Source organism: Devosia geojensis (assembly GCF_000969415.1).
Taxonomy (GTDB): Bacteria; Pseudomonadota; Alphaproteobacteria; order Rhizobiales; family Devosiaceae; genus Devosia; species Devosia geojensis.
In genome coordinates, this window is sequence record NZ_JZEX01000061.1 from 126,308 (window position 1) to 145,068 (window position 18,761).

At 66.3% G+C, this 18,761-nt stretch carries 18 protein-coding genes; 6 read left to right on the plus strand and 12 right to left on the minus strand.

Annotated elements, in window-relative coordinates; translation table 11 throughout:
- Window positions 1–33: 33 nt before the first annotated feature.
- From xylF to VE25_RS06630, 3 genes are all read left to right on the plus strand, one after another.
- On the plus strand, window positions 34–1,077 hold the full coding sequence (xylF, locus tag VE25_RS06620; RefSeq protein WP_046107801.1) for a D-xylose ABC transporter substrate-binding protein: 1,044 nt from the start codon (window positions 34–36) through the stop codon (window positions 1,075–1,077).
- Between the two features lie 100 nt (window positions 1,078–1,177).
- On the plus strand, window positions 1,178–2,497 hold the full coding sequence (locus VE25_RS06625) for a sugar ABC transporter permease (RefSeq protein ID WP_046107802.1): 1,320 nt from the start codon (window positions 1,178–1,180) through the stop codon (window positions 2,495–2,497).
- Between the two features lie 11 nt (window positions 2,498–2,508).
- Window positions 2,509–3,291, plus strand: coding sequence for an ATP-binding cassette domain-containing protein (locus tag VE25_RS06630; RefSeq protein ID WP_046107803.1), 783 nt, complete (start codon window positions 2,509–2,511; stop codon window positions 3,289–3,291).
- 9 nt (window positions 3,292–3,300) lie between these two features.
- Here the strand turns inward: VE25_RS06630 and VE25_RS06635 are convergent, their stop codons facing one another.
- Entirely contained in the window at window positions 3,301–3,954 is a 654-nt protein-coding gene (locus tag VE25_RS06635) for a TetR/AcrR family transcriptional regulator (protein WP_046107804.1), read from the minus strand.
- Window positions 3,955–4,144: 190 nt separating this feature from the next.
- On the opposite strand from VE25_RS06635, the gene VE25_RS06640 reads away from it, so the two are divergent.
- Together VE25_RS06640 and VE25_RS06645 are read left to right on the plus strand one after the other, a co-directional pair.
- Window positions 4,145–4,510, plus strand: coding sequence for a VOC family protein (locus tag VE25_RS06640; protein ID WP_046107805.1), 366 nt, complete (start codon window positions 4,145–4,147; stop codon window positions 4,508–4,510).
- A 33-nt stretch (window positions 4,511–4,543) separates the two neighbouring features.
- A complete protein-coding gene (locus VE25_RS06645) occupies window positions 4,544–5,503 on the plus strand; it encodes an alpha/beta fold hydrolase (protein ID WP_244466874.1) in 960 nt (319 codons plus the stop codon).
- A 135-nt stretch (window positions 5,504–5,638) separates the two neighbouring features.
- Here VE25_RS06645 and VE25_RS06650 read toward each other — a convergent pair whose 3' ends face one another.
- From VE25_RS06650 to fliF, 8 genes are all read right to left on the minus strand, one after another.
- Complete coding sequence (locus VE25_RS06650) at window positions 5,639–6,559, minus strand: flagellar motor protein MotB (protein WP_046107806.1); 921 nt, start codon at window positions 6,557–6,559, stop codon at window positions 5,639–5,641.
- A 16-nt stretch (window positions 6,560–6,575) separates the two neighbouring features.
- Window positions 6,576–7,439, minus strand: a complete 864-nt coding sequence (gene motA / locus VE25_RS06655) for a flagellar motor stator protein MotA (protein ID WP_046107870.1) — start codon at window positions 7,437–7,439, stop codon at window positions 6,576–6,578.
- 258 nt (window positions 7,440–7,697) lie between these two features.
- Window positions 7,698–9,821 (minus strand): flagellar biosynthesis protein FlhA, encoded by a 2,124-nt coding sequence (gene flhA, locus VE25_RS06660; protein ID WP_052731777.1) that lies wholly within the window; start codon window positions 9,819–9,821, stop codon window positions 7,698–7,700.
- 55 nt (window positions 9,822–9,876) lie between these two features.
- On the minus strand, window positions 9,877–11,238 hold the full coding sequence (flbD, locus tag VE25_RS06665) for a sigma-54-dependent transcriptional regulator FlbD (protein ID WP_046107807.1): 1,362 nt from the start codon (window positions 11,236–11,238) through the stop codon (window positions 9,877–9,879).
- Window positions 11,239–11,249: 11 nt separating this feature from the next.
- Window positions 11,250–11,540, minus strand: a complete 291-nt coding sequence (fliN, locus tag VE25_RS06670) for a flagellar motor switch protein FliN (RefSeq protein WP_152664536.1) — start codon at window positions 11,538–11,540, stop codon at window positions 11,250–11,252.
- 65 nt (window positions 11,541–11,605) lie between these two features.
- Window positions 11,606–12,247 (minus strand): FliH/SctL family protein, encoded by a 642-nt coding sequence (locus VE25_RS21725; RefSeq protein ID WP_052731778.1) that lies wholly within the window; start codon window positions 12,245–12,247, stop codon window positions 11,606–11,608.
- Window positions 12,248–12,250: 3 nt separating this feature from the next.
- Window positions 12,251–13,294, minus strand: a complete 1,044-nt coding sequence (gene fliG / locus VE25_RS06680) for a flagellar motor switch protein FliG (protein ID WP_046107874.1) — start codon at window positions 13,292–13,294, stop codon at window positions 12,251–12,253.
- A 61-nt stretch (window positions 13,295–13,355) separates the two neighbouring features.
- Window positions 13,356–14,987 (minus strand): flagellar basal-body MS-ring/collar protein FliF, encoded by a 1,632-nt coding sequence (fliF, locus tag VE25_RS06685; protein WP_046107808.1) that lies wholly within the window; start codon window positions 14,985–14,987, stop codon window positions 13,356–13,358.
- 155 nt (window positions 14,988–15,142) lie between these two features.
- Between fliF and VE25_RS06690 the strand changes: the two genes are divergently transcribed.
- The gene (locus VE25_RS06690) at window positions 15,143–15,766 is read left to right on the plus strand and encodes a glutathione S-transferase family protein (RefSeq protein WP_046107875.1); all 624 of its coding nucleotides are present in this window, start codon (window positions 15,143–15,145) and stop codon (window positions 15,764–15,766) included.
- Window positions 15,767–15,827: 61 nt separating this feature from the next.
- On the opposite strand, the gene sciP is transcribed toward VE25_RS06690, so the two are convergent.
- The 3 genes from sciP to VE25_RS06705 form a co-directional block, all read right to left on the minus strand.
- Window positions 15,828–16,106 (minus strand): CtrA inhibitor SciP, encoded by a 279-nt coding sequence (gene sciP, locus VE25_RS06695; protein ID WP_046107809.1) that lies wholly within the window; start codon window positions 16,104–16,106, stop codon window positions 15,828–15,830.
- 323 nt (window positions 16,107–16,429) lie between these two features.
- The gene (locus VE25_RS06700; RefSeq protein ID WP_046107810.1) at window positions 16,430–17,152 is read right to left on the minus strand and encodes a flagellar hook assembly protein FlgD; all 723 of its coding nucleotides are present in this window, start codon (window positions 17,150–17,152) and stop codon (window positions 16,430–16,432) included.
- A gap of 13 nt (window positions 17,153–17,165) precedes the next feature.
- Window positions 17,166–18,569, minus strand: coding sequence for a flagellar hook-length control protein FliK (locus VE25_RS06705; protein WP_046107811.1), 1,404 nt, complete (start codon window positions 18,567–18,569; stop codon window positions 17,166–17,168).
- Between the last annotated feature and the right edge of the window lie 192 nt (window positions 18,570–18,761).

Sequence of the window (18,761 nt, forward strand, 5' to 3'; positions counted from 1 at the left end):
GGATGGGGCGATCATGCCCTTTGGGAGGAACAGATGAAAACTTTACTGACGGTCCTGCTCGGCACGACCGCGCTCTTCGGCGCGGCCGGGTTTGCCGTTGCCCAGGACGAAGTGGTGGTTGGCGTTTCCTGGAACAACTTCCAGGAGGAACGCTGGAAGACGGACGAAGCCGCGATCAGGGCCGTGCTCGACGCTGCGGGCGCCCGCTACATCTCGGCGGACGCACAGTCGTCGGCCTCCAAGCAGCTGACCGATATCGAGAGCCTCATCGCGCAGGGCGCGGACGCGCTCATCATCCTTGCGCAGGACAGCGACGCCATCGGCCCGGCGGTCGCCTCCGCTGTTGCCGAAGGCATTCCCGTCGTCGGCTACGATCGCCTCATCGAGAACCCGGACGCGTTCTACCTCACCTTCGACAACAAGGAAGTCGGCCGCATGCAGGCGCAGGCGGTGTTCGACGTGCAGCCGGAGGGCAACTACGTCTTCATCAAGGGCAATTCGGCCGACCCCAATGCCGATTTCCTCTTCGAGGGGCAGATGGAAGTGCTGCAGGCGGCGATCGATTCCGGCGCCATCGTCAACGTGGGCGAAGCCTACACCGACAACTGGAACCCGGAAGTGGCGCAGGCCAACATGGAGCAGTTCCTGACCGCCAACAACAACGAGGTCGACGCGGTCGTCGCCTCCAACGACGGCACAGCAGGCGGCGCCATCGCGGCGCTGGCGGCGCAGGGTCTCGCCGGCTCGGTGCCGGTCTCGGGACAGGACGGCGACCATGCGGCGCTCAACCGCATCGCGCTCGGCACGCAGACCGTCTCGGTCTGGAAGGATGCGCGCGAGCTCGGCAAGAAGGCTGGCGAGATCGCGCTGGCGCTCGCCGAAGGCACGGCGCTCGATGCCGTCGAGGGCGCGACCACGTTCTCGGACGGGCCCAACGGGGTCGAGATGAACGCGGTGCTGCTGGCGCCGGTGCCGGTCACGCAGGACAACCTCAACGTCGTCATCGACGCCGGCTGGGTCTCCAAGGACGTGGTCTGCCAGGGCGTCGCGGCGGGCAGCGTCGCGGCCTGCGATTGATCCAGGGAATGAGCGTATAGTCGCTTCCAGGGTGCCGCGGCACATGCTGCGGCACCCCATGCGACGGCGCGCGTCGCGCCGGGAAGCGACGGGGGAAGAGATGAGCGAACACAACGCCATACTGACGGCTGCCCGTTCCGGCGGCGGGGCCCATAGCCCATTGAAGCGGTTCCTGGCCGCCACGGAACTCGACACCCGCCTCCTCGGCATGGTCGGGGCGCTCATCATCATCTGGGTCGGGTTCAACATCTTTTCGGGCGGGCTGTTCCTCACCCCGCGCAATCTCTGGAACCTTTCGGTGCAGACGGCGTCGGTGGCGGTGATGGTCACCGGCATGGTGCTCGTCATCGTTTCGCGCAACATCGACCTGTCGGTCGGCTCCATCCTTGGGCTCGTCGCCATGGTCATGGGGGTGGTGCAGACCGAAATCCTGCCGAGCCAGCTGGGATTGGGATTCGGCCATCCGATGATCTGGGTCATCGCGCTCGCCGTTGGCCTGGCGGTCGGCGTCGGCATCGGGGCGCTCCAGGGCGTCATCATCGCCTATCTCAAGGTGCCGGCCTTCATCGTGACGCTCGGCGGCTATCTCGTCTGGCGGGGCGCTGCCTGGTGGGTGACGGCAGGGCGCACCGTCGCGCCCCTCGACTCGCGCTTCCAGCTGATGGGCGGCGGACCGGCGGGATCGATCGGAGCCTTTTGGAGTTGGGTGGTCGCGGGGCTCGTCGGCCTCGGCATCGTCGCCATGCTTTACCTCGGCCGCCGGCAGCGCCGCCGCTTCAACTTCCCGCTGCGCCCGGTTTGGGCGGAGGTGGCGCTGGGGGTTATCGGCTGCGGCCTCACCCTCGCCGCCGTAGCCGTCGCCAACTCCTATCCCTGGCCGGTGCGGATCGCCGAGCGTTTCGCCGAGGCGAGCGGCATTCCGGTGCCGGAGAGCGGGCTCTTCATCTCGCACGGCATCGCCATTCCGGTGCTCATCGCGCTGGCGGTGGCGGTCGTCATGACCTTCATCGCGATGCGCACCCGCTTCGGGCGCTACGTCTTTGCCATGGGCGGCAACCCGGAGGCGGCGGACCTCGCCGGCATCAACACGCGCTGGGTGACGGTCAAGATCTTCATGCTGATGGGCGCGCTCTGCGCCATCGCCGCCTCGATATCGTCGGCGCGGCTCAATGCGGCGACCAATGCGCTGGGCACGCTCGACGAGCTCTACGTCATCGCGGCGGCGGTCATCGGCGGCACCTCGCTTTCGGGCGGGGTCGGCACGATCGCAGGCGCCGTGCTCGGGGCGCTCGTCATGCAGTCGCTGCAGTCCGGCATGGTGCTGATGGGGCTCGACAGCCCCCTGCAGAGCATCGTCGTCGGCCTCGTTCTCGTCCTCGCCGTCTGGCTCGACACGCTCTACCGGCGCAACAAGGCTTAAGGATTTCGCTGATGTTGGACAGCAAGACACCGCTCGTCGAGATGACCGACATCTCGATCTCGTTCGGCGGCATCCATGCGGTCGAGCGGGCTTCGGTCGACCTTTATCCGGGCGAGGTCGTGGGGCTCCTCGGCCACAACGGGGCGGGCAAGTCGACGCTGATCAAGATCCTGTCGGGCGCCTACAAGCGCGACACGGGCATCATCCGCATCAATGGCGAGGAAGCGACGATCAACAATCCGCGCGATGCCAAGGCCTACGGCATCGAGACGATCTACCAGACCCTCGCCGTGGCCGACAATGTCGATGCGGCGGCCAATCTCTTTCTCGGGCGGGAGCTTACGACCCCCATCGGCACGCTCGATGACGCGGCCATGGAATCGAAGGCGCGTGAGGTGATGGGCCGGCTCAATCCGAATTTCCGCCGCTTCAAGGAGCCGGTGAAGGCGCTCTCGGGCGGGCAGCGCCAGTCGGTCGCCATCGCCCGGGCCATTCTCTTCAATGCACGCATCCTCATCATGGATGAGCCGACCGCGGCGCTGGGGCCCCAGGAGACGGCGCAGGTCGGCGATCTCATCAAGCAATTGAAGTCCGAGGGCATCGGCATCTTCCTCATCAGCCACGATATCCATGATGTGTTCGATCTGGCCGACCGTCTCGTGGTGATGAAGAACGGCAAGGTGGTCGGCACGGCTCGCACCGAGGACGTCACGAAAGACGAGGTTCTAGGCATGATCATCGTCGGCAAGGTGCCGGCCCGTGCCATTCCCGGACCCGGTGCCCTCAGCGAATAGGGCAGGGGCTCAGCGGGCGGTTCCATAGGCGGCGAGGAATACCCGCACGCCTTCGGCCGCATAGCGGCGCAGCTCCGCGGGCTTGGGGATGGCCTCGTCCCCGAGCAGCATCGCACGGTTGAGCGGGCCGGACATCACCAGCCAGTTGAAGTGCTCGGCGGCAATCCGGGGATCGCCGATCTCGAGTTGGCCGCGTTCGGCGAGGCGCTCGAACATACTTGAAAGAATGCCCAATGCGCGCTGTGGGCCACGCTCATAGAGCACCTGTGCGAGCTCGGGAAAGCGCGCGACTTCGCCGATGACCAGCCGACGCAGCTGCATGACGCGCGGGGTGAGGACGATCGAGAGCTGGAGATAGGCGTAGCTTTCGAGGTACCTGGCCAGATCGCCGCCGGCGATGTCGGGCATCTCGTTGTGCACCGCGTCGCCGGTCTCGTTGGTCATGCTGGTGACGATCTCGATGAAGAGCGCCTCCTTGCTCGAGAAGTGCTTGTAGACCGTCTGCTTGGAAACGCCGGAAAGCGCTGCGATCTCGTCCATGCTGGTGCCGAGATAGCCGTCCCGCAGGAAGACGTCGGTGGCGGCCGCCAGGATTGCCTGGCGCTTGCGCGCCGAGCGGCCATCGCCGGCTCCTTCCGCTTGTGTCTCCGGTGTGCCCTTCATCCAGTCCCACGCTGCCATTTTTGTCTAATTTTGTGCCACGTTTGCGTGGATTTTCTCACGATCGACCGGCCGAACTTCACCGTCGCCGATTCCCGGTTGACAGAAGTGTACTGGACAGTCTAGTTTTCTGCAAGTGAAGTACTAGACCGTCTAGTTTGATCAGAACGAGATTGTGACGAGGAGGATCATCATGCACGTTCAGTTCGCCGAGCTTCCCGTATTCGACCAGGATCGGGCCAAGGCTTTCTACACTCGGCACTTCGGTTGCACGGCCGCCGCCGATGCGCCGATGGGCAAGGACGGGTGGCGGTGGATCGAGATGAAGTTTCCCGATGCGCGCACGACGCTCCACTTCGTGCGGCGCAAGGACGATACGCCCGCCGAGGAGCCGACCATAGTCCTGGTCGATGACGATGTGGCGGGGATCATCGAGAAGCTGCGCGCGGGCGGCGTCGAGATCATCACCGAGCCGCAGGAGGCGCCGTGGCAGCCCGGGCGCATTGTCGCCGAGTTCCGCGACAGCGAAGGCAACAGGCTGACCATCGGCAGCCCGTGACTGCCGCTCACCCAATGTCCTGAGGATCGGAAAATGTCGAAGCCGACACTGCTGGCCGCGCTCGCGGCCGGTGCGATGCTGTGCGGCCTGGCGGCCGGCATGGCGCAGACGAACGAACCCGATGGCGGCCCGCCCGCCGCGCGGCATGCAACAGGAGAGACAGCCATGACCAATTCCGCTACGTCGTCCATGCTCGAAGTACCGGGCGCGCGCATCTACCACGAGAAACGCGGCAGCGGCCCCGTGCTCCTCATCATTCCTGGCGGACCTCAAGATGCGGGTGTCTTCGCCGAGCTCGCCGAACTGCTGGCCGACCGGTATACCGTCGTTACCTACGATCCGCGCGGCAATTCCCGCACGAGCGTCGAGGGCGAGCTGGGCGACCTCGACCTCGATGTCCAGGGCGACGATGCGGCGCGGTTAATCGAGGCGGCAGGCGCAGGCCCGGCTTATGTCTTCGGCACCAGCGGGGGCGCGCAGATCGGGCTCAACCTTGCGGCCCGCCACCCGCACCTCGTCAAGGCGCTCGTTGCGCATGAACCGCCGACGATCATGCTGCTCGACGATCCGTCCGAAGCGCTGGCGGCCGATCAGGCGCTTTACGACACCTACAAGAGCGAGGGCGTCGATGCCGCCATGGCGCAATTCTTCGGCATGGCAGGTTTCGATGGCGACGAACCGCCGCCGGAGTTCGACATGCCTCCGGAAGCGGCGGAGACGTTTGCGCGCGTCGCCGGCAATTTCGAATACTGGCTGGCGCACGGCATGATTCCGCTTTCGGTCTACGAGCCGGACGTCGCGGCGCTGCGCTCGGGCGAACCGAAGATCGTTGTTGCCATCGGCGAAGGTTCGGCGCGCCAGCCGATCGCCGAGATGGGGGAGGCGCTTGCGCGCAAGCTCAGGGTTGAGCCTGTCAGCTTTCCCGGCGACCACATCGGCTTCGAGCAGGATGCGGGCGGCTTTGCCAAGGCACTGGATGGGGCATTGAAGTAGGAAAGCCCCCTCACCCGGTCCCTACGGGACCGACCTCTCCCCCAAGGGAGAGGTGGCGGGCTCTCAGGTTGCTGTTCCCTTCACCTCTCCCTCGGGGAGAGGTCGGCGCGCAGCGCCGGGTGAGGGGGCCTTTTATTAAGGCCGCATATCCGCCGGCACAGGCGGCGCCTCGTAAAGCACGGTGATCTTGATACGCTCGTTGGCCGAGAGATATGGGTCGCTCGGGAAGAACGGCTCGGAGGTCGCCCGCCCCGTAACGGCGCGCACATGGTCCTCGCTGAGGCCGAACTCCCCGAGAATGGTGCGCACGACATTGGCGCGGTCGCTCGAGAGCTCCCAGGCGCCATAGCGCGGATTGCTGTAGGTGCCGCCGGCGGCGACGTGCCCGGAGATGGTCACCTGGTTGGGCAACTGCTGCAAGATCGGGGCGACGGCGGCGATGGCCTTGCGGGTCGCCTCGAACGGATATTTCGAGCCTTCCGGGAACATCGGCCGGCCTTCCTGGTCGACGATCTGGATGTCGAGGCCGTCCTCGGTTTCCTCCACGATGAGATTGTCGGCGATCTCGGTGATCTCCGGCATGGCCTGCCAGGCCTGGCGGATGCTGGCGGCGGCGGCGTGGAAGGTTTCGCTATAGGTCGACCGCAGGTCGACCTGCGAGGCCTTGACCGCGTCGTTCTCGGCCCCGTCCGTGCCGTTGCTGCCGGCCGCGGCGCGGTCGGTCGCGCCGGTCTCGGCGGATGTGGGGGCGAGCGAGGCGCTCAGGTTGACGTTGGGCGAGGAGCCGGCCATCTGCGCGCCGGTGACGTCGAGGGCGGTGCCGCCCATCACGCCGCCGGCGCCGCTGGTGGTCGGGGCAACGTTGGGCGGGGCGAAATAATCGGCAAGGCCCTGCTTCTGCTCGGGCGTCGTCATGCTGATCAGCCAGAGCAGCAGGAAGAAGGCCATCATCGCCGTCACGAAGTCGGCATAGGCGATCTTCCAGGCGCCACCGTGATGCTTGTGAGCGGCCTTCTTGATTTTCTTGATGACGAAGAGCTGGTCGTCGGTCGCCATGGTCTGATCCCTGGTCTCAGCTTGCCGCCGGCAGGCTGGCGGTCGCCTCGTCGATCTCGGCGAAGGTCGGGCGCACCTCGGACATCAGCGCCTTGCGGGCGAACTCGATGGCCATGACCGGCGGGTAGCCGGAGATGTGGGCGAGCAGCCCCACCTTCATCGAGAGGAAGTACTTGGCCTCGGAGTCGTAGATGTTGCGCAGCGACTGGGCCATGGGACCGAAGAAGCCGTAGGCGACGAAGACGCCCAAGAACGTGCCGACGAGCGCGCCGCCGATGAGGTGGCCGAGCACTTCCGGCGGCTCGGTGATCGAGCCCATGGTCTTGATGACGCCGAGCACCGCCGCGACGATGCCGAGGGCAGGCGTGCCGTCGGCGACCGCTTGCACGGCCGAAACGAGGCGCTCACGCTCCTGGTGGTGGGTCTCCAGTTCTTCGTCCATCAGCGCGTCCATCTCGTGGACGTTGTTGGTCCCGAGCGTCACCATGCGCAGGTAGTCGCACATGAACTCGACGGCGTGGTGATTGGCGATGAAGGTGGGGAAGCGCTGGAAGAGCGGCGACTGGTAGGGGTTTTCGATGTGCTGCTCGAGGGCGAGCAGGCCCTTGGCCTGGACGAGCTTGAAGAGGCTGAACTGCAAGCCCAGCAGCTCTACATAGGCGGCCTTGTCGTAGCGCGGGCCGCGAAAAAGGGTGCCGAAAATGCCGAGCGACTGCTTAAGGACGGCGCCGCTGTTGCCGATGACGAAGGCGCCGAGCGCGGCGCCCAGAATGATCACGGCCTCATAGGGCTGCCAGAGTATCTCCAGATGTCCGCCCATGGCGGCGTAGCCGCCCAGGACACAAACGACGACGATGATGATACCGATAATGAGGCGCATCCTGTCCCCAAACTTTCTGTAGAGCGCGCCGGCCGGCGCATCTGCCAGCCCTGTGGGATCGTTGCGCCGGCCTTGCACCGGGCCGGTTCCCCGCCATCGGCAAAGGAGCGTTCCTGCTCCCCTGCGATCGCGCGCGTTGCACCAAACCTGAAAAACGGGCCTGACGAGCAACTGCAGCTGCTCGCCGGGCGGGAGCCCAAACGGCTCCCGCGCCCATGGTTAGCCGGTCCGGCTTAACGTGCGGTTATCTTGCGAGCTCTACACGCTGCCGATGGTCTTCAAGCGCACGCGCGGATGCACCTCGTTTTGGCTCATCACCGTCGTCTGCGGACGGAACCGCTCGACGATGGCGCGCACGTGCGGGCGGATCGAGGGCGAGGTGATGAGCACCGGAATCTCGCCCTGCTGGGCGGCGTTCTCGAAAGCGCCCTGCACCGCATGGATGAACTGCTGCAGCCGCGACGGGGCCATGGCGAGATGCCGGTTCTCGCCCTCGCCGGTCATGGCCTCGGCGAAGTCGCGTTCCCATTGCGGGGAAAGGGTGACGAGCGGCAGGTTGCCGTCGGCATTGAGCTGGGCGGCGCAGAGCTGGCGCGAGAGGCGCGAGCGCACGTGCTCGGCGATGGTCTGGGCGGAACGGCCGGGGCCGGCGATCTCGGCGATACCTTCGAGGATGGTCGGCAGGTCGCGGATCGAGACGCGCTCGGTCAGCAGCGCCTGCAGCACGCGCTGGATGCCCGAGACCGTGACCTGGCTCGGCACGATGTCTTCCACCAGCTTCTGCTGCTCCTTGGACAGGCCGGCGAGCAGGGACTGCACGTTGGCATAGGAGAGGAGGTCGGCGACGTTGGCCTTCAGCACTTCCGTCAGGTGCGTCGAGATGACGGTCGAGGGATCGATGATGGAGAGGCCCTGCATCTCCGCCTCGTCGCGCAGTGCCGAATCGATCCAGGTGGCGGGAAGGCCGAAGGTCGGCTCGATGGTGTGGACGCCCGGCAGCGTGATCTCGCGGCCCATCGGGTCCATGACCATCAGCTGGCTGGCGAAGATCTGGCCGGTGCCGGCCTCGACCTCCTTGATGCGCACCTTGTACTCGTTGGGCTCGAGCTGCATGTTGTCGAGGATGCGCACCGGCGGCATGATGAAGCCGAGTTCGGCCGCGAGCTGGCGACGCAGCGCCTTGATCTGCTCGGTCAGCCGATCGGTGCCACTCTCGTCCTCCTTGACCAGCGACAGAAGGCCGTAGCCGAGCTCGAGCTTCAGGTCGTCGATCTTGAGGCTGTCTGTGATCGGTGCTTCCTGCGGCGCGGCGGGGGCGGCCGCGGCCTGAATTTCCTGGGCCTCGACGGTTGCGCGGGCGGCGGCATTGGTGCGGGCGGCGCGCCAGGCGAGATATCCGACGCCGCCGGAGAGGGCCATGAACGGCGCGAAGGGCATGCCGGGCAGGAAGGCGAGCAAGGCCATCACCGCCGACGACATGCCAAGAGCCTTGGGATAGCCGGTGAACTGGCGGCCGAGCGCCTTGTCGGCCGAACCGGTGACGCCGGACTTGGAAACGAGGATGCCCGCGGCCGTCGAAACGATGAGGGCGGGGATCTGCGAGACGAGCCCGTCGCCGATGGTCAGGAGCGTATAGACGTTGGCGGCTTCCTGGAAGGAAAGCCCCTCCTGCATCATGCCGATGACCATGCCGGCGGCGACGTTGATGAAGGTGATGATGAGGCCGGCGATGGCGTCGCCGCGCACGAACTTCGATGCGCCGTCCATGTTGCCGAAGAAGGCGCTTTCGCCTTCGAGCTCGGCGCGGCGCGCCTTGGCGCCGGCTTCATCGATCAGGCCGGCCGAAAGATCGGCGTCGATGGCCATCTGCTTGCCGGGCATGGCATCGAGGTTGAAGCGCGCGGCGACCTCGGCGATGCGGCCCGAGCCCTTGGTGATGACGATGAAGTTGACGATGACCAGGATGATGAACACCACCGCGCCGATGACGAAGTTACCGCGCGTGATGAAGTTGCCGAAGGCTTCGATCACGTGACCGGCGGCGTCGGTGCCGTTGTGGCCCTCAGCGAGGATGAGACGGGTCGTGGCAAGGTTGAGCCCCAGCCGCAGCATGGTGGCGATGAGCAGCACCGTCGGAAAGGACGAAAATTCCAGCGGCTTTTGAATGAACAGCGCCGTCATCAGGATCATCACTGAGAAGACGATCGAGACGGCCAGCAGCGCATCGAGCAGCAGCGGCGGCATCGGCAGGATGAGGATGACGATGAGCCCCATGACGCCGGTCGCGAGCGCGATGTCGCCCGAGCGCAGCGTGTTGACCACGCTCATGACGCTGGGCAGCGAGAACTTGGGGCGCAGGCCCCCGGCGGAGGTGTCGGTCATGCGTGGTGCTCGCACCTTGGGTTAGATCGTACCGGGGTTCTTGCGGTCTTCATCCTCAAGCCACGGAGCGCCGCTCGCCGGGCTCGGGCACGAAGGTGCCCTCGTCGGCATACTGGTTGAGCTTGTTGCGCAGCGTCCGGATGGAGATGCCGAGGATATTGGCCGCATGGGTGCGGTTGCCGAGCGTGTGGCCGAGAGTGTCGAGGATCAGCTGACGTTCGACATCGGCGACCGTGCGCCCGACAAGGCCCTGGGTCACGGCCGCTGCCGTCTGGGCGACGTCGGAGGCAAGCGACCGGGTAACCTGGGAAAGCCCGCTGCCGTCGGGCATCAGGATCGCCTCGGGGCCGATCTCGTCGCCGATGGCGAGCAGCACCGCGCGATGGAGGGTATTCTCCAGTTCGCGCACGTTCCCGGGCCAGGGCGCGCGCAGCAGTTCGTCGCGGGCCGTGGCCGAAAGCGGACGCGACGGCAGGCCGTTGGCTTTCGAATATTTAAGGATGAAGTGCTCGGCGAGCGCGGCGATGTCGGCCGGGCGCTCGCGCAGGGGCGGGAGCCTGAGGTTGACGACGTTGAGGCGGAAAAGCAGGTCTTCGCGGAAGCTGCCTTCGCGCACAGCCTCGACGAGGTTGCGGTTGGAGGTGGCCAGGATACGGATGTCGACCGGAACCGGGCGCGTGCCGCCCACTCGGTCGATCAGCCGTTCCTGGATGGCGCGCAGGAGCTTGGCCTGCAGGCGGATATCCATCTCGGAGATTTCGTCGAGCAGGAGCGTGCCGCCCGAGGCTTCCTCGAACTTGCCGATGCGGCGGGCGACGGCGCCGGTGAAAGCGCCCTTCTCGTGACCGAAGAGCTCGCTTTCAAGCAGCGCCTCGGGAATGGCGGCGCAGTTGATGGAGATGAACGGGCGTCCGGCGCGCTTGGAGTGGGCGTGGATGTGCTTGGCCATCACCTCCTTGCCGGTGCCGCTTTCGCCGGTGATGAGGACGCTCGCGTCCGAGCCGGCGATCTGGCTGGCCATCTGCACGACCCGGCTCATCGCCGGATCGCGGAAGAGGAAATCCTGGCTTTCGCGCGCCACCGCCGCGATCACCGCGGCGATAAGCTCGGCATCCGGGGGCAGGGGGATGTATTCCTTGGCCCCGGCGCGGATGGCGTTGACGGCGGCCGCCGCATTGGTCTCGGTGCCGCAGGCGACGACCGGCGCGACGATGCGCTCGGCTTCCATGGCGGCGATGAGGCCGGCGATATCGGCCATCACGTCGACGAGCAGCAGGTCCGCGCCACGCCCGGCGCGGAGCGCGGCCAGCGCAATCTCGACCGATGGGGCGTGCGCGACCTTGGCGCCGCCCTGCATGGCGAGCTTGGTCGCTTCACTCAACTGGCCTTCGAGGGCCCCAACGATCAGCAGGCGCATCTGCGGCTCCCTTACTGCGGCTTGACGATTTCGGTCATGGTCACGCCCAGGCGGTTCTCGACGAGAACGATCTCGCCGCGCGCCACGAGGCGACCATTGATGTAGATCTCGACGGCCTCGCCGACCTGCCGGTCGAGCTCGATGACGGTGCCGACATCCATGCGCAGGAGGTCCGATACGGGCATGCGGGTGCGCCCGAGCACGACCGAGATGCGCACCGGCACGTCGAACACCGCCTCGAGGTCGGCGGCGGATTTTTCGGCGTACGGCTCGGGGCCGCCGCGCACGATGGTGGCGGCCATTTCCTCGAGGCTGATGTCTTCGCGGGCGGTCACGTCGCTGTCGAATTCATTGGGTTCGCCGGCGCTCATGCCTCTTTCTCCTCTTGCGGGCCGATCCCGCGGGTGGCGAGATAGGCTGAAATGCGTTGGTCGATCTCGCGCGAGATCGTGTTGATGTCGCGCACGAGCCCCCCGTCCACCCACTCCAGCCTGCCGTCGCCGAGGCGCTGGTCGGGGTCTCCCATGACGATGAGGCGGCCGGAAAAGCCGGAGGTCGTCATGTGGTCGGTCGCGACGTCGCGCACGGCGTCGGCGATGTCGGGGTGGCAGCGGATGACGAGATGCGGCACGCCGTCGAGGGATGCCATGCATTCGGCGATCAGCGCCTCGATCTCGGCGACGGGATAGCGGGCGACGAGGTGCGCCGCGAGCTTGCGGCCGACGGCGGCGGCGAGATTGACCGCTTCCACCCGGTTGGCCTTGCGCGCATCGTCAAGGGCGGCGGTCATGCTGACGATCGAGGTGGCCAGCGCGGCGGCGGCCGAAGCGATGGTCTGCGCGGCCATGGTCGTGGCGTTGCCCTCGCCGTCCCGCAGGCCTTGCGCATAGCCGTCCTCGCGCGCCTGGCGCACGAGCTGGGCCACCAGGTCCTCGGGCATGACCGGAGGCGGGGCCGTCGGACGCTGGCCGAGGTCGAGATCGAAGGTGAAGCGTGCGAGGCTCGCCATCTATCAGGCCACCATCTGGTCGTCGGCTTTGGTCTTGAGGATGATGATCTCGCCCTTGGCGGCGAGATCCTTGGCCGTCGCGACCATGCGCGCCTGCGCCTCGTCGACATCCTTGAGGCGGACGGGGCCCATGGCTTCCATGTCGTCGCGCAGGAGCTTGGCCGCGCGCGCCGACATGTTGGCGAAGAAGAAGTCGCGGATGTCCTCGCTCGCGCCCTTGAGGCAGAGGGCGAGCTCGCGCTTGTCCATGCGCTGGAGCAGCGTCTGGATGGCGGACGGCTCGAGGCGCGTCAGGTCCTCGAAGGTGAACATCAGCGCCTTGATCCGCTCGGCGTCGTCCCGGTTCATCTCCTCCAGGTTGGTCATGAAGCGCGCTTCGGTCTGGCGGTCGAAGGAGTTGAAGATCTCCGCCATCTGCTCATGGCTGTCGCGGCGCTTGGTGTGCGAGAGGGTCGACATGAATTCGGTGCGCAGCGTCACCTCGATCTTCTCGAGGATTTCCTTCTGCACGGGATCGAGCCCCAGCATGCGCTGGACGACATCCATCGCCAGCTCCTCGGGCAGCACGGCCAGCACCTTGCTGGCATGGTCCGGCGCGATCTTGGAGAGGACGACGGCTACGGTCTGCGGGTATTCGTTCTTGAGGTAGGCGGCCAGCACGTCTTCCTGGACGTTGGAAAGCTTCTCCCAGATGTTGCGCCCGGCCGGTCCCCGGATCTCCTCCATGATGGAATCCACGCGGTCGGCCGGCAGAAACGAGAGCAGCAGTCGCTCGGTGGTGTCGGTGTTGCCCGAGATGGTGCCGGCCGAAGAGATGGTGGTGACGAACTCGATCATCAGGTCGTCGAGCATCTCCTGGGTGATCGGGCCGAGCCGCACCATGGCGCGTGAGAGGGCTTTGATCTCAAGCTCGTCGAGCTCGTCGAAGATCGGCCTGCCGTAATCGGGACCGAGGGCGAGCATCAGCACGGCCGCCTTCTCGTCGCCACGGAGCGTGCGCTGGGCGGCGCCCTGGCCGACGACGAGCTGCTGGCCGGCGCCCTGCATCGGGGCGGGATTGCGGGTTTCGTATTCGATCTGGGCGGGGGCGGCGGCCACGGTCTCGTCCTTACGCTGCGTCACTCAGCCAGTCGCGCACGATGAGCGCGGCTTGCCTCGGGTTTTCCTCGACCAGCGTGCCGACGGTCTTGAGCGTCTGGAGCTGGTTTTCGCCCATGGATTTGGCGTTGGCGACCCAGGAGGGGGTCTTGTCCCTGGGCTCCTGCGTTTCCTCGGGCACGAGCTCGCCATTGGCGCCGACCATCTGGTGGTGGCCGAGCTCGGCGCCCGGCGGCAGGGCGAGCGGCTGCGGCTCGGGCGCGAGCACGCGGCGCAGCAGCGGGCGCATGATGAAGAGGACGAGGGCGAGCGCGATCAGCAGCGTCACCGCCATCTCGGCGAAGCGAACCATGTCGTCGCGGGTGAAGTCGAAGAGGCCCGCTTCGCTGGTGCCGACGGCCAGGTCGGGCCGCTCGGCGAACTGCATGTTGACGATCTCGACCCGGTCGCCGCGCGCCTCGTCGAACCCGACGGCCGAGCGCACGAGCGCGGCGATGCGTTCGATATCCTCGGCCGTGCGCGGCTGGTAGGCGGCGACGCCGTTGCCGTTGTCGACATAGGTGCCGTCGACGACCACCGCGACCGACAGGCGCTTGATGCCGCCCGCTTCGGTGACGGCGGTCTGGGTGGTCCTGGAGATCTCGTAGTTGGTGACTTCCTCGGTCGTCGAGCCCTGTTCGCTGGTCGCGCCATCCGCCGTGGCGTTCTCGCTGGCGCCGGGCAGTTCGTTGGCGACGGAAACCTGCTGGCTGCCGGGACCGGTCGCGGAATTGGCCTCCTCGCGCAACTGGCTGGAACGTACCACCTGGCTTTCCGGATCGAAAACCTCGGAGGTGACCGTCGAGCGGTCCATGTTGAGTTCGGCGGTCACCTCGACGCGGGCGCGGCCGGGGCCGACGACATTGGCGAGCATGTCCTCAAGGCGGGTGCGCAGGCGGTTCTCCTGGGCAAGCGCCAGCTCGGCGGTCTGTCCGGCGATGACGCCGTTCTCGCCTTCGCCGGTGCCGGCGGCCAGCAGTCGGCCGGTGTTGTCGACGATCGAAACGCGGTTGGGCGACAGACCCTCGATGGCTGAGGCGACGAGGTGCTGGACGGCGCGGATCTCGCCGGCCGAGAGCTCCCCGCGCACGGTCAGGACGATCGAAGCGGAAGGTTCCCGGCGCTCGCGGCGGAAGAGCTCGCGCTCGGGCAGCACCAGATGCACGCGCGCCGCCTGGATGCGGGCGAGCGAGGTCATGGTGCGGGCAAGCTCGCCTTCGAGGGCGCGCACATTGTTGATGTTCTGCACGAAGCTCGTGGCGCCCAGGGTGTTCTGGCTGTCGAAGATCTCGTAGCCGACCTGGCCGCGCGTCGGCAGGCCTTCGCCGGCGAGCTGCATCCGCAGCGCCGTGATCTGGTCGCGCGGCACGAGGATCGTGTCGCCGCTGCCGCGCAGCTCGAAAGGCACGTTCTGCGTCTGCAGCTCGGCGACGATGGCCGAGGAGTCCTCTATCGAGAGCTGGGAGTAGAGCGGCGCCATGCTCGGGGCCGAGGCCCGCATGATGAGAAAGGCAAAGAAGCCCAGCATCAGGACGGCGACCGTCGCCATGGCCGCGATCCGGGCGAGCCCAAACCGATTGAGGAACTGAAGCAGGTTGTCCACGCGAACACTCGGATTTTGAACATGAGCGATCGCGAGCCCCCGCAACCGTTAGGCAAAAATTACCTAGCGGATGGTAAACAAGGCGTTAACTCGTTGTTGCAAAGTGCGAAAATAGGCAGAAACTGCCGGTCACGTAATCGAGAGGCATGAAGGCGATGGCGCTGAGAATTCTGGGACGGCTCACATCCATCAATGTACGCAAGGTTCTCTGGCTCGCCGACGAGATGGGGCTCGCCTACGAGCGCGAAGACTGGGGAATGCCGCTGCGCGACCCGAAGGTGCCCGAGTTCCTGGAGCTCAACCCCAACGGGCTGGTCCCCGTGCTGGTGGACGGCGACTATGTGCTCTGGGAGAGCTCGGCGATCATGGCCTATCTTGCCCGTGCGTTCGGACCGACGCCGTTGGCGCCGGAAGAGGCGAGGGCGCGAGGCCTCTGCGACCAGTGGCTGATATGGCAGGGATCCGAGATGGCGTCGGTCTGGGGCTATGCGGTCATGGCGCTGGCGCGCAAGGTGCCCGGCTATGACGACGAGACGAAGATCGGCGAATCGCTCGAGCGCTGGACGGCCAAGATGCGCATCCTCGATGCGCAACTCGGCCGGACGCCGTTTGTCGCGGGAGACGCGATGACGATGGCCGACATCGCCGTCGGGCTGGCGGTCCATCGCTGGTTCTCGGTCGACCGCGAGATCGAGCCCATGCCGAACGCTGCTGCCTATCTGGAGCGCCTGCGTTCAGAGAGCAAAGGCGGCTCGTACCTCACGGATCGGACGCCCTGAACAGGCAAAACCCGCCGGACGGGTCCGGCGGGTTCGCGAATTTCACGCGCGGCCTGAACGCTCAGGTTTCGCGGTAGTGCTGAATCCAGGTCGTGCGCAGCCCGGCAAGGCCATGCTTGTCGATGGCAGCCTGCCAGTTGAGGAATTCATCGACGCTCAACGTGTAGCGATCGCAGGCTTCTTCCAGGCTCAGCAAGCCGCCGCGCACGGCGGCGACAACCTCGGCCTTGCGACGGATCACCCACCGACGCGTGTTCTTCGGGGGAAGATCGGCGATCGTAAGCGGGCTTCCGTCCGGACCGATAACGTACTTGACGCGAGGACGCATTTGTACGGTCATTTTACTCTCTACTCGACCTGACCATAGGCCGAGAGACTAAGCCCATCGCGCTTAAAATTTGCCTAAGGGGAAACTTACAGGTGGTTAAGAATGCCCGGTAAATGTGTGCCGGGCAGCGCCACAAGGGCTGTTCGCCGGCTTCTTCGCCTCCCTCCCCCCTCAAGGTGAGGGATTTGAGGGTGGGGGGTCAGTGGATCACAGATGAACCCCCACCCCCGACCCCTCCCCTCAAGGGAGAGGGGAGCATCGGCTCATGCACGCGTTTGAATCCGGGCGCCTCAGCGGCGGGGCTCGTCGTCCTGTCGGGGAGATAGACCGTGGCGTCAGGCCGCCTCGGTTTCATCCTCTGCGTCATCGCCGCCATTGTCCCCACCACCCCCTGTCGACGGTTCGGGAATGCGCACGTTGGTGACGTCGGTGAGCTTGATCTTGGAGGTGCCGACGGTCAGCACCGGCACCTCGCCGGAGAAGTCGACGGCCGAGACGACGCCGGTGGTGGCGGTGGTGACGTTGACGTAGTTGCCGGCAAGGTTCTTGGCGACGATGGAGATGGTGTAGGTGCCGTCGGGCTTGATGTTGCCGTCCGAACCGCGCCCATCCCAGATGAACTGCCCTTCGCCCTGCGCGAGCGAGCCGGTTTCGGTATAAACGACGTTGCCCAGGGCATCCTTGATGGTCACGGTCGCGTCCGATGCGGTGGCGGCGGAGGGGAAGCCCCAGACGGCATAGCCGCCCGAGAGGTCCGCCTTGTCGCCCGCGGCCGTCACTTCCTTGCCGATATAGGAGACGGCGTCGGTGTTGACCGCCGCCTGGTTGGACAGCATCAGCGCCTCGAGGAACTGGTTGGTCTTCAACTGCTGCTCGACGGAGGTGAACTGCACCAGCTGCTGGGTGAACTGGTTGGTGTCCATCGGGTCGAGCGGGTTCTGGTGCTTGAGCTGCGTCGTCAGGATCTGCAGGAAGGTATCGAAGTTGTCGGCGATGCTCGTCCGGCTGCTGTCGAGTGTGCTGCTGCTGTTCGTCGTGGAAACGCCGCTGACGGTCACGCCGGCCTCCTAATCAAGCAAGAATATTGACGCCGCCGGCACTTGCGGTGCCGCGGTATAGGGTGACGACAGGCGCCGGGATCGCATCGTCCGCTTCGCCGGCAGGCGCGTCGGCAACGGTCGGCGTCTTGCCGCCCTGCTGCCCCTGGTCCTGCTGGGCGAACGGATTCTGCTTCAGCGAGAATTCCAGGCTGGTCTTGGCGCCATCGAGCCCGGCCTGGGCGAGGGCGCGTTCGAGCGTCCTCTGGTCACGCTGCATGAGGTCCAGGGTTTCGGCCTTTTCCACCGCAAGCCGGGCGGTGACGTTGCCGGCATGGTCGATCTCCATGCGCACGTCGATCCGGCCGAGCTCGGGCGGATCGAGGCGGATCTGGAAATGCGTATTGCCCTGCTGCACCTGGCGGGAGATCTCGAAGGCGATCTGCGGCAGGTTGAGTTGCTGTTGCGAGGTCTGGTAGCCGGCGACGACCGGCCGGGCGACCGGCGCGGTCTCGATCCGCGTGCCCGTCTGAACGGCGATCTCGGCCGCCGTGTTCGGCGTTTCGGCGTCGGCCGTCAGGCGCGCCAGGGATTCCGGTTGCGGCGCCTGTCGGGTTGCCGCGCGCATCACGCTATCATCGGCCTCGCCGCCGCCGGCGGACTGACCTCTGCCGAGCGCATCGCTCAGCCGGGCGTCGGCGGAAAGGGTGGGGCTCTCCGACTTCGCGCCTGGCTTGCCGGCGGCGAGAGCGGCGATACGGGCTTCGAGATCAGGCGGGAGCCCCTCACCGTCGAGCCCGAGTTCGGCAAGGGTGGCGCCATCGCCGAGGGCGGCGGCGAAGGCGCCGAGTTTTGCCCCGACCGACCGGGCAAGCGCTGCCTCCTCGCGATTGTCGCCACCGAGCTTTCCGGCCAGATCAGCGAGGAGCCCGGCGAGGCGTTCGGTCGGGGAAGCATCGTCCTTGATGAGGTTTGCGCCCATCCGGGTAAGCTCGGTTTCGCTCGGAGCAGGCGAAAGCGGCAGATCGAGCATAGCCGCAAGCGCGTCGAGCAGCTCGTCTATCTTGGCGAGATCCTGTTCGTCGGGGTCGTCGGCGAGGCCCGACAGGCGCTCGATCAACTCGGCGAGGAGCTTTTGCGGGTCGGTTGAGTCTTCGGGGAGCTCGATGCCCGCCGCCTGCGCCAGCTCCGCCAGGGAAAGCTTGCCCGCCTGCCCGGCGATCTGCACGCCGACGAGTGCTCCGGCCTCGAATTCCAGCTCGACGGGTTTGCCGAACAGGTCCTCGATGCCGGCCTTGAGCGCCGCGGCGTCGGAGGCTCCACCGGTCAGGGCCGCAAGCAGAGCTTCGAAACCTGTCGGCGCGGCATTGGCCGAAGATGCACCACCGCTGCTGAAAGCGGAAACCGATCCGGATGCGGAACTGACGAGAAGCGGCACTTTACTGGGCGTCCCTGACAAAACACATGTCCGACTGTTGCGATGCAAGCGCCTTGCCAGATGCATGTGCCTAGAGGATTTCCTTTGAAATCAATTGTTTGGGTGGATCGTTCTCCAATCCGCACGGGCGTCGGCGGCAGGATTGTCCGGGCGATGCGGCAAAAGCTGCCGAGCACGGATGTTGCGGGAGCG

What these genes read in the sequence shown, in the direction of transcription:
- xylF (WP_046107801.1), top strand. Translation starts at nt 34, where the DNA reads ATGAAAACTTTACTGACGGTCCTGCTCGGCACGACCGCGCTCTTCGGC.
- VE25_RS06625 (WP_046107802.1), top strand. Translation starts at nt 1,178, where the DNA reads ATGAGCGAACACAACGCCATACTGACGGCTGCCCGTTCCGGCGGCGGG.
- VE25_RS06630 (WP_046107803.1), top strand. Translation starts at nt 2,509, where the DNA reads ATGTTGGACAGCAAGACACCGCTCGTCGAGATGACCGACATCTCGATC.
- VE25_RS06635 (WP_046107804.1), bottom strand. Translation starts at nt 3,954, where the DNA reads ATGAAGGGCACACCGGAGACACAAGCGGAAGGAGCCGGCGATGGCCGC.
- VE25_RS06640 (WP_046107805.1), top strand. Translation starts at nt 4,145, where the DNA reads ATGCACGTTCAGTTCGCCGAGCTTCCCGTATTCGACCAGGATCGGGCC.
- VE25_RS06645 (WP_244466874.1), top strand. Translation starts at nt 4,544, where the DNA reads ATGTCGAAGCCGACACTGCTGGCCGCGCTCGCGGCCGGTGCGATGCTG.
- VE25_RS06650 (WP_046107806.1), bottom strand. Translation starts at nt 6,559, where the DNA reads ATGGCGACCGACGACCAGCTCTTCGTCATCAAGAAAATCAAGAAGGCC.
- motA (WP_046107870.1), bottom strand. Translation starts at nt 7,439, where the DNA reads ATGCGCCTCATTATCGGTATCATCATCGTCGTCGTTTGTGTCCTGGGC.
- flhA (WP_052731777.1), bottom strand. Translation starts at nt 9,821, where the DNA reads ATGACCGACACCTCCGCCGGGGGCCTGCGCCCCAAGTTCTCGCTGCCC.
- flbD (WP_046107807.1), bottom strand. Translation starts at nt 11,238, where the DNA reads ATGCGCCTGCTGATCGTTGGGGCCCTCGAAGGCCAGTTGAGTGAAGCG.
- fliN (WP_152664536.1), bottom strand. Translation starts at nt 11,540, where the DNA reads ATGGCCGCCACCATCGTGCGCGGCGGCCCCGAGCCGTACGCCGAAAAA.
- VE25_RS21725 (WP_052731778.1), bottom strand. Translation starts at nt 12,247, where the DNA reads ATGGCGAGCCTCGCACGCTTCACCTTCGATCTCGACCTCGGCCAGCGT.
- fliG (WP_046107874.1), bottom strand. Translation starts at nt 13,294, where the DNA reads ATGCAGGGCGCCGGCCAGCAGCTCGTCGTCGGCCAGGGCGCCGCCCAG.
- VE25_RS06690 (WP_046107875.1), top strand. Translation starts at nt 15,143, where the DNA reads ATGGCGCTGAGAATTCTGGGACGGCTCACATCCATCAATGTACGCAAG.
- sciP (WP_046107809.1), bottom strand. Translation starts at nt 16,106, where the DNA reads ATGACCGTACAAATGCGTCCTCGCGTCAAGTACGTTATCGGTCCGGAC.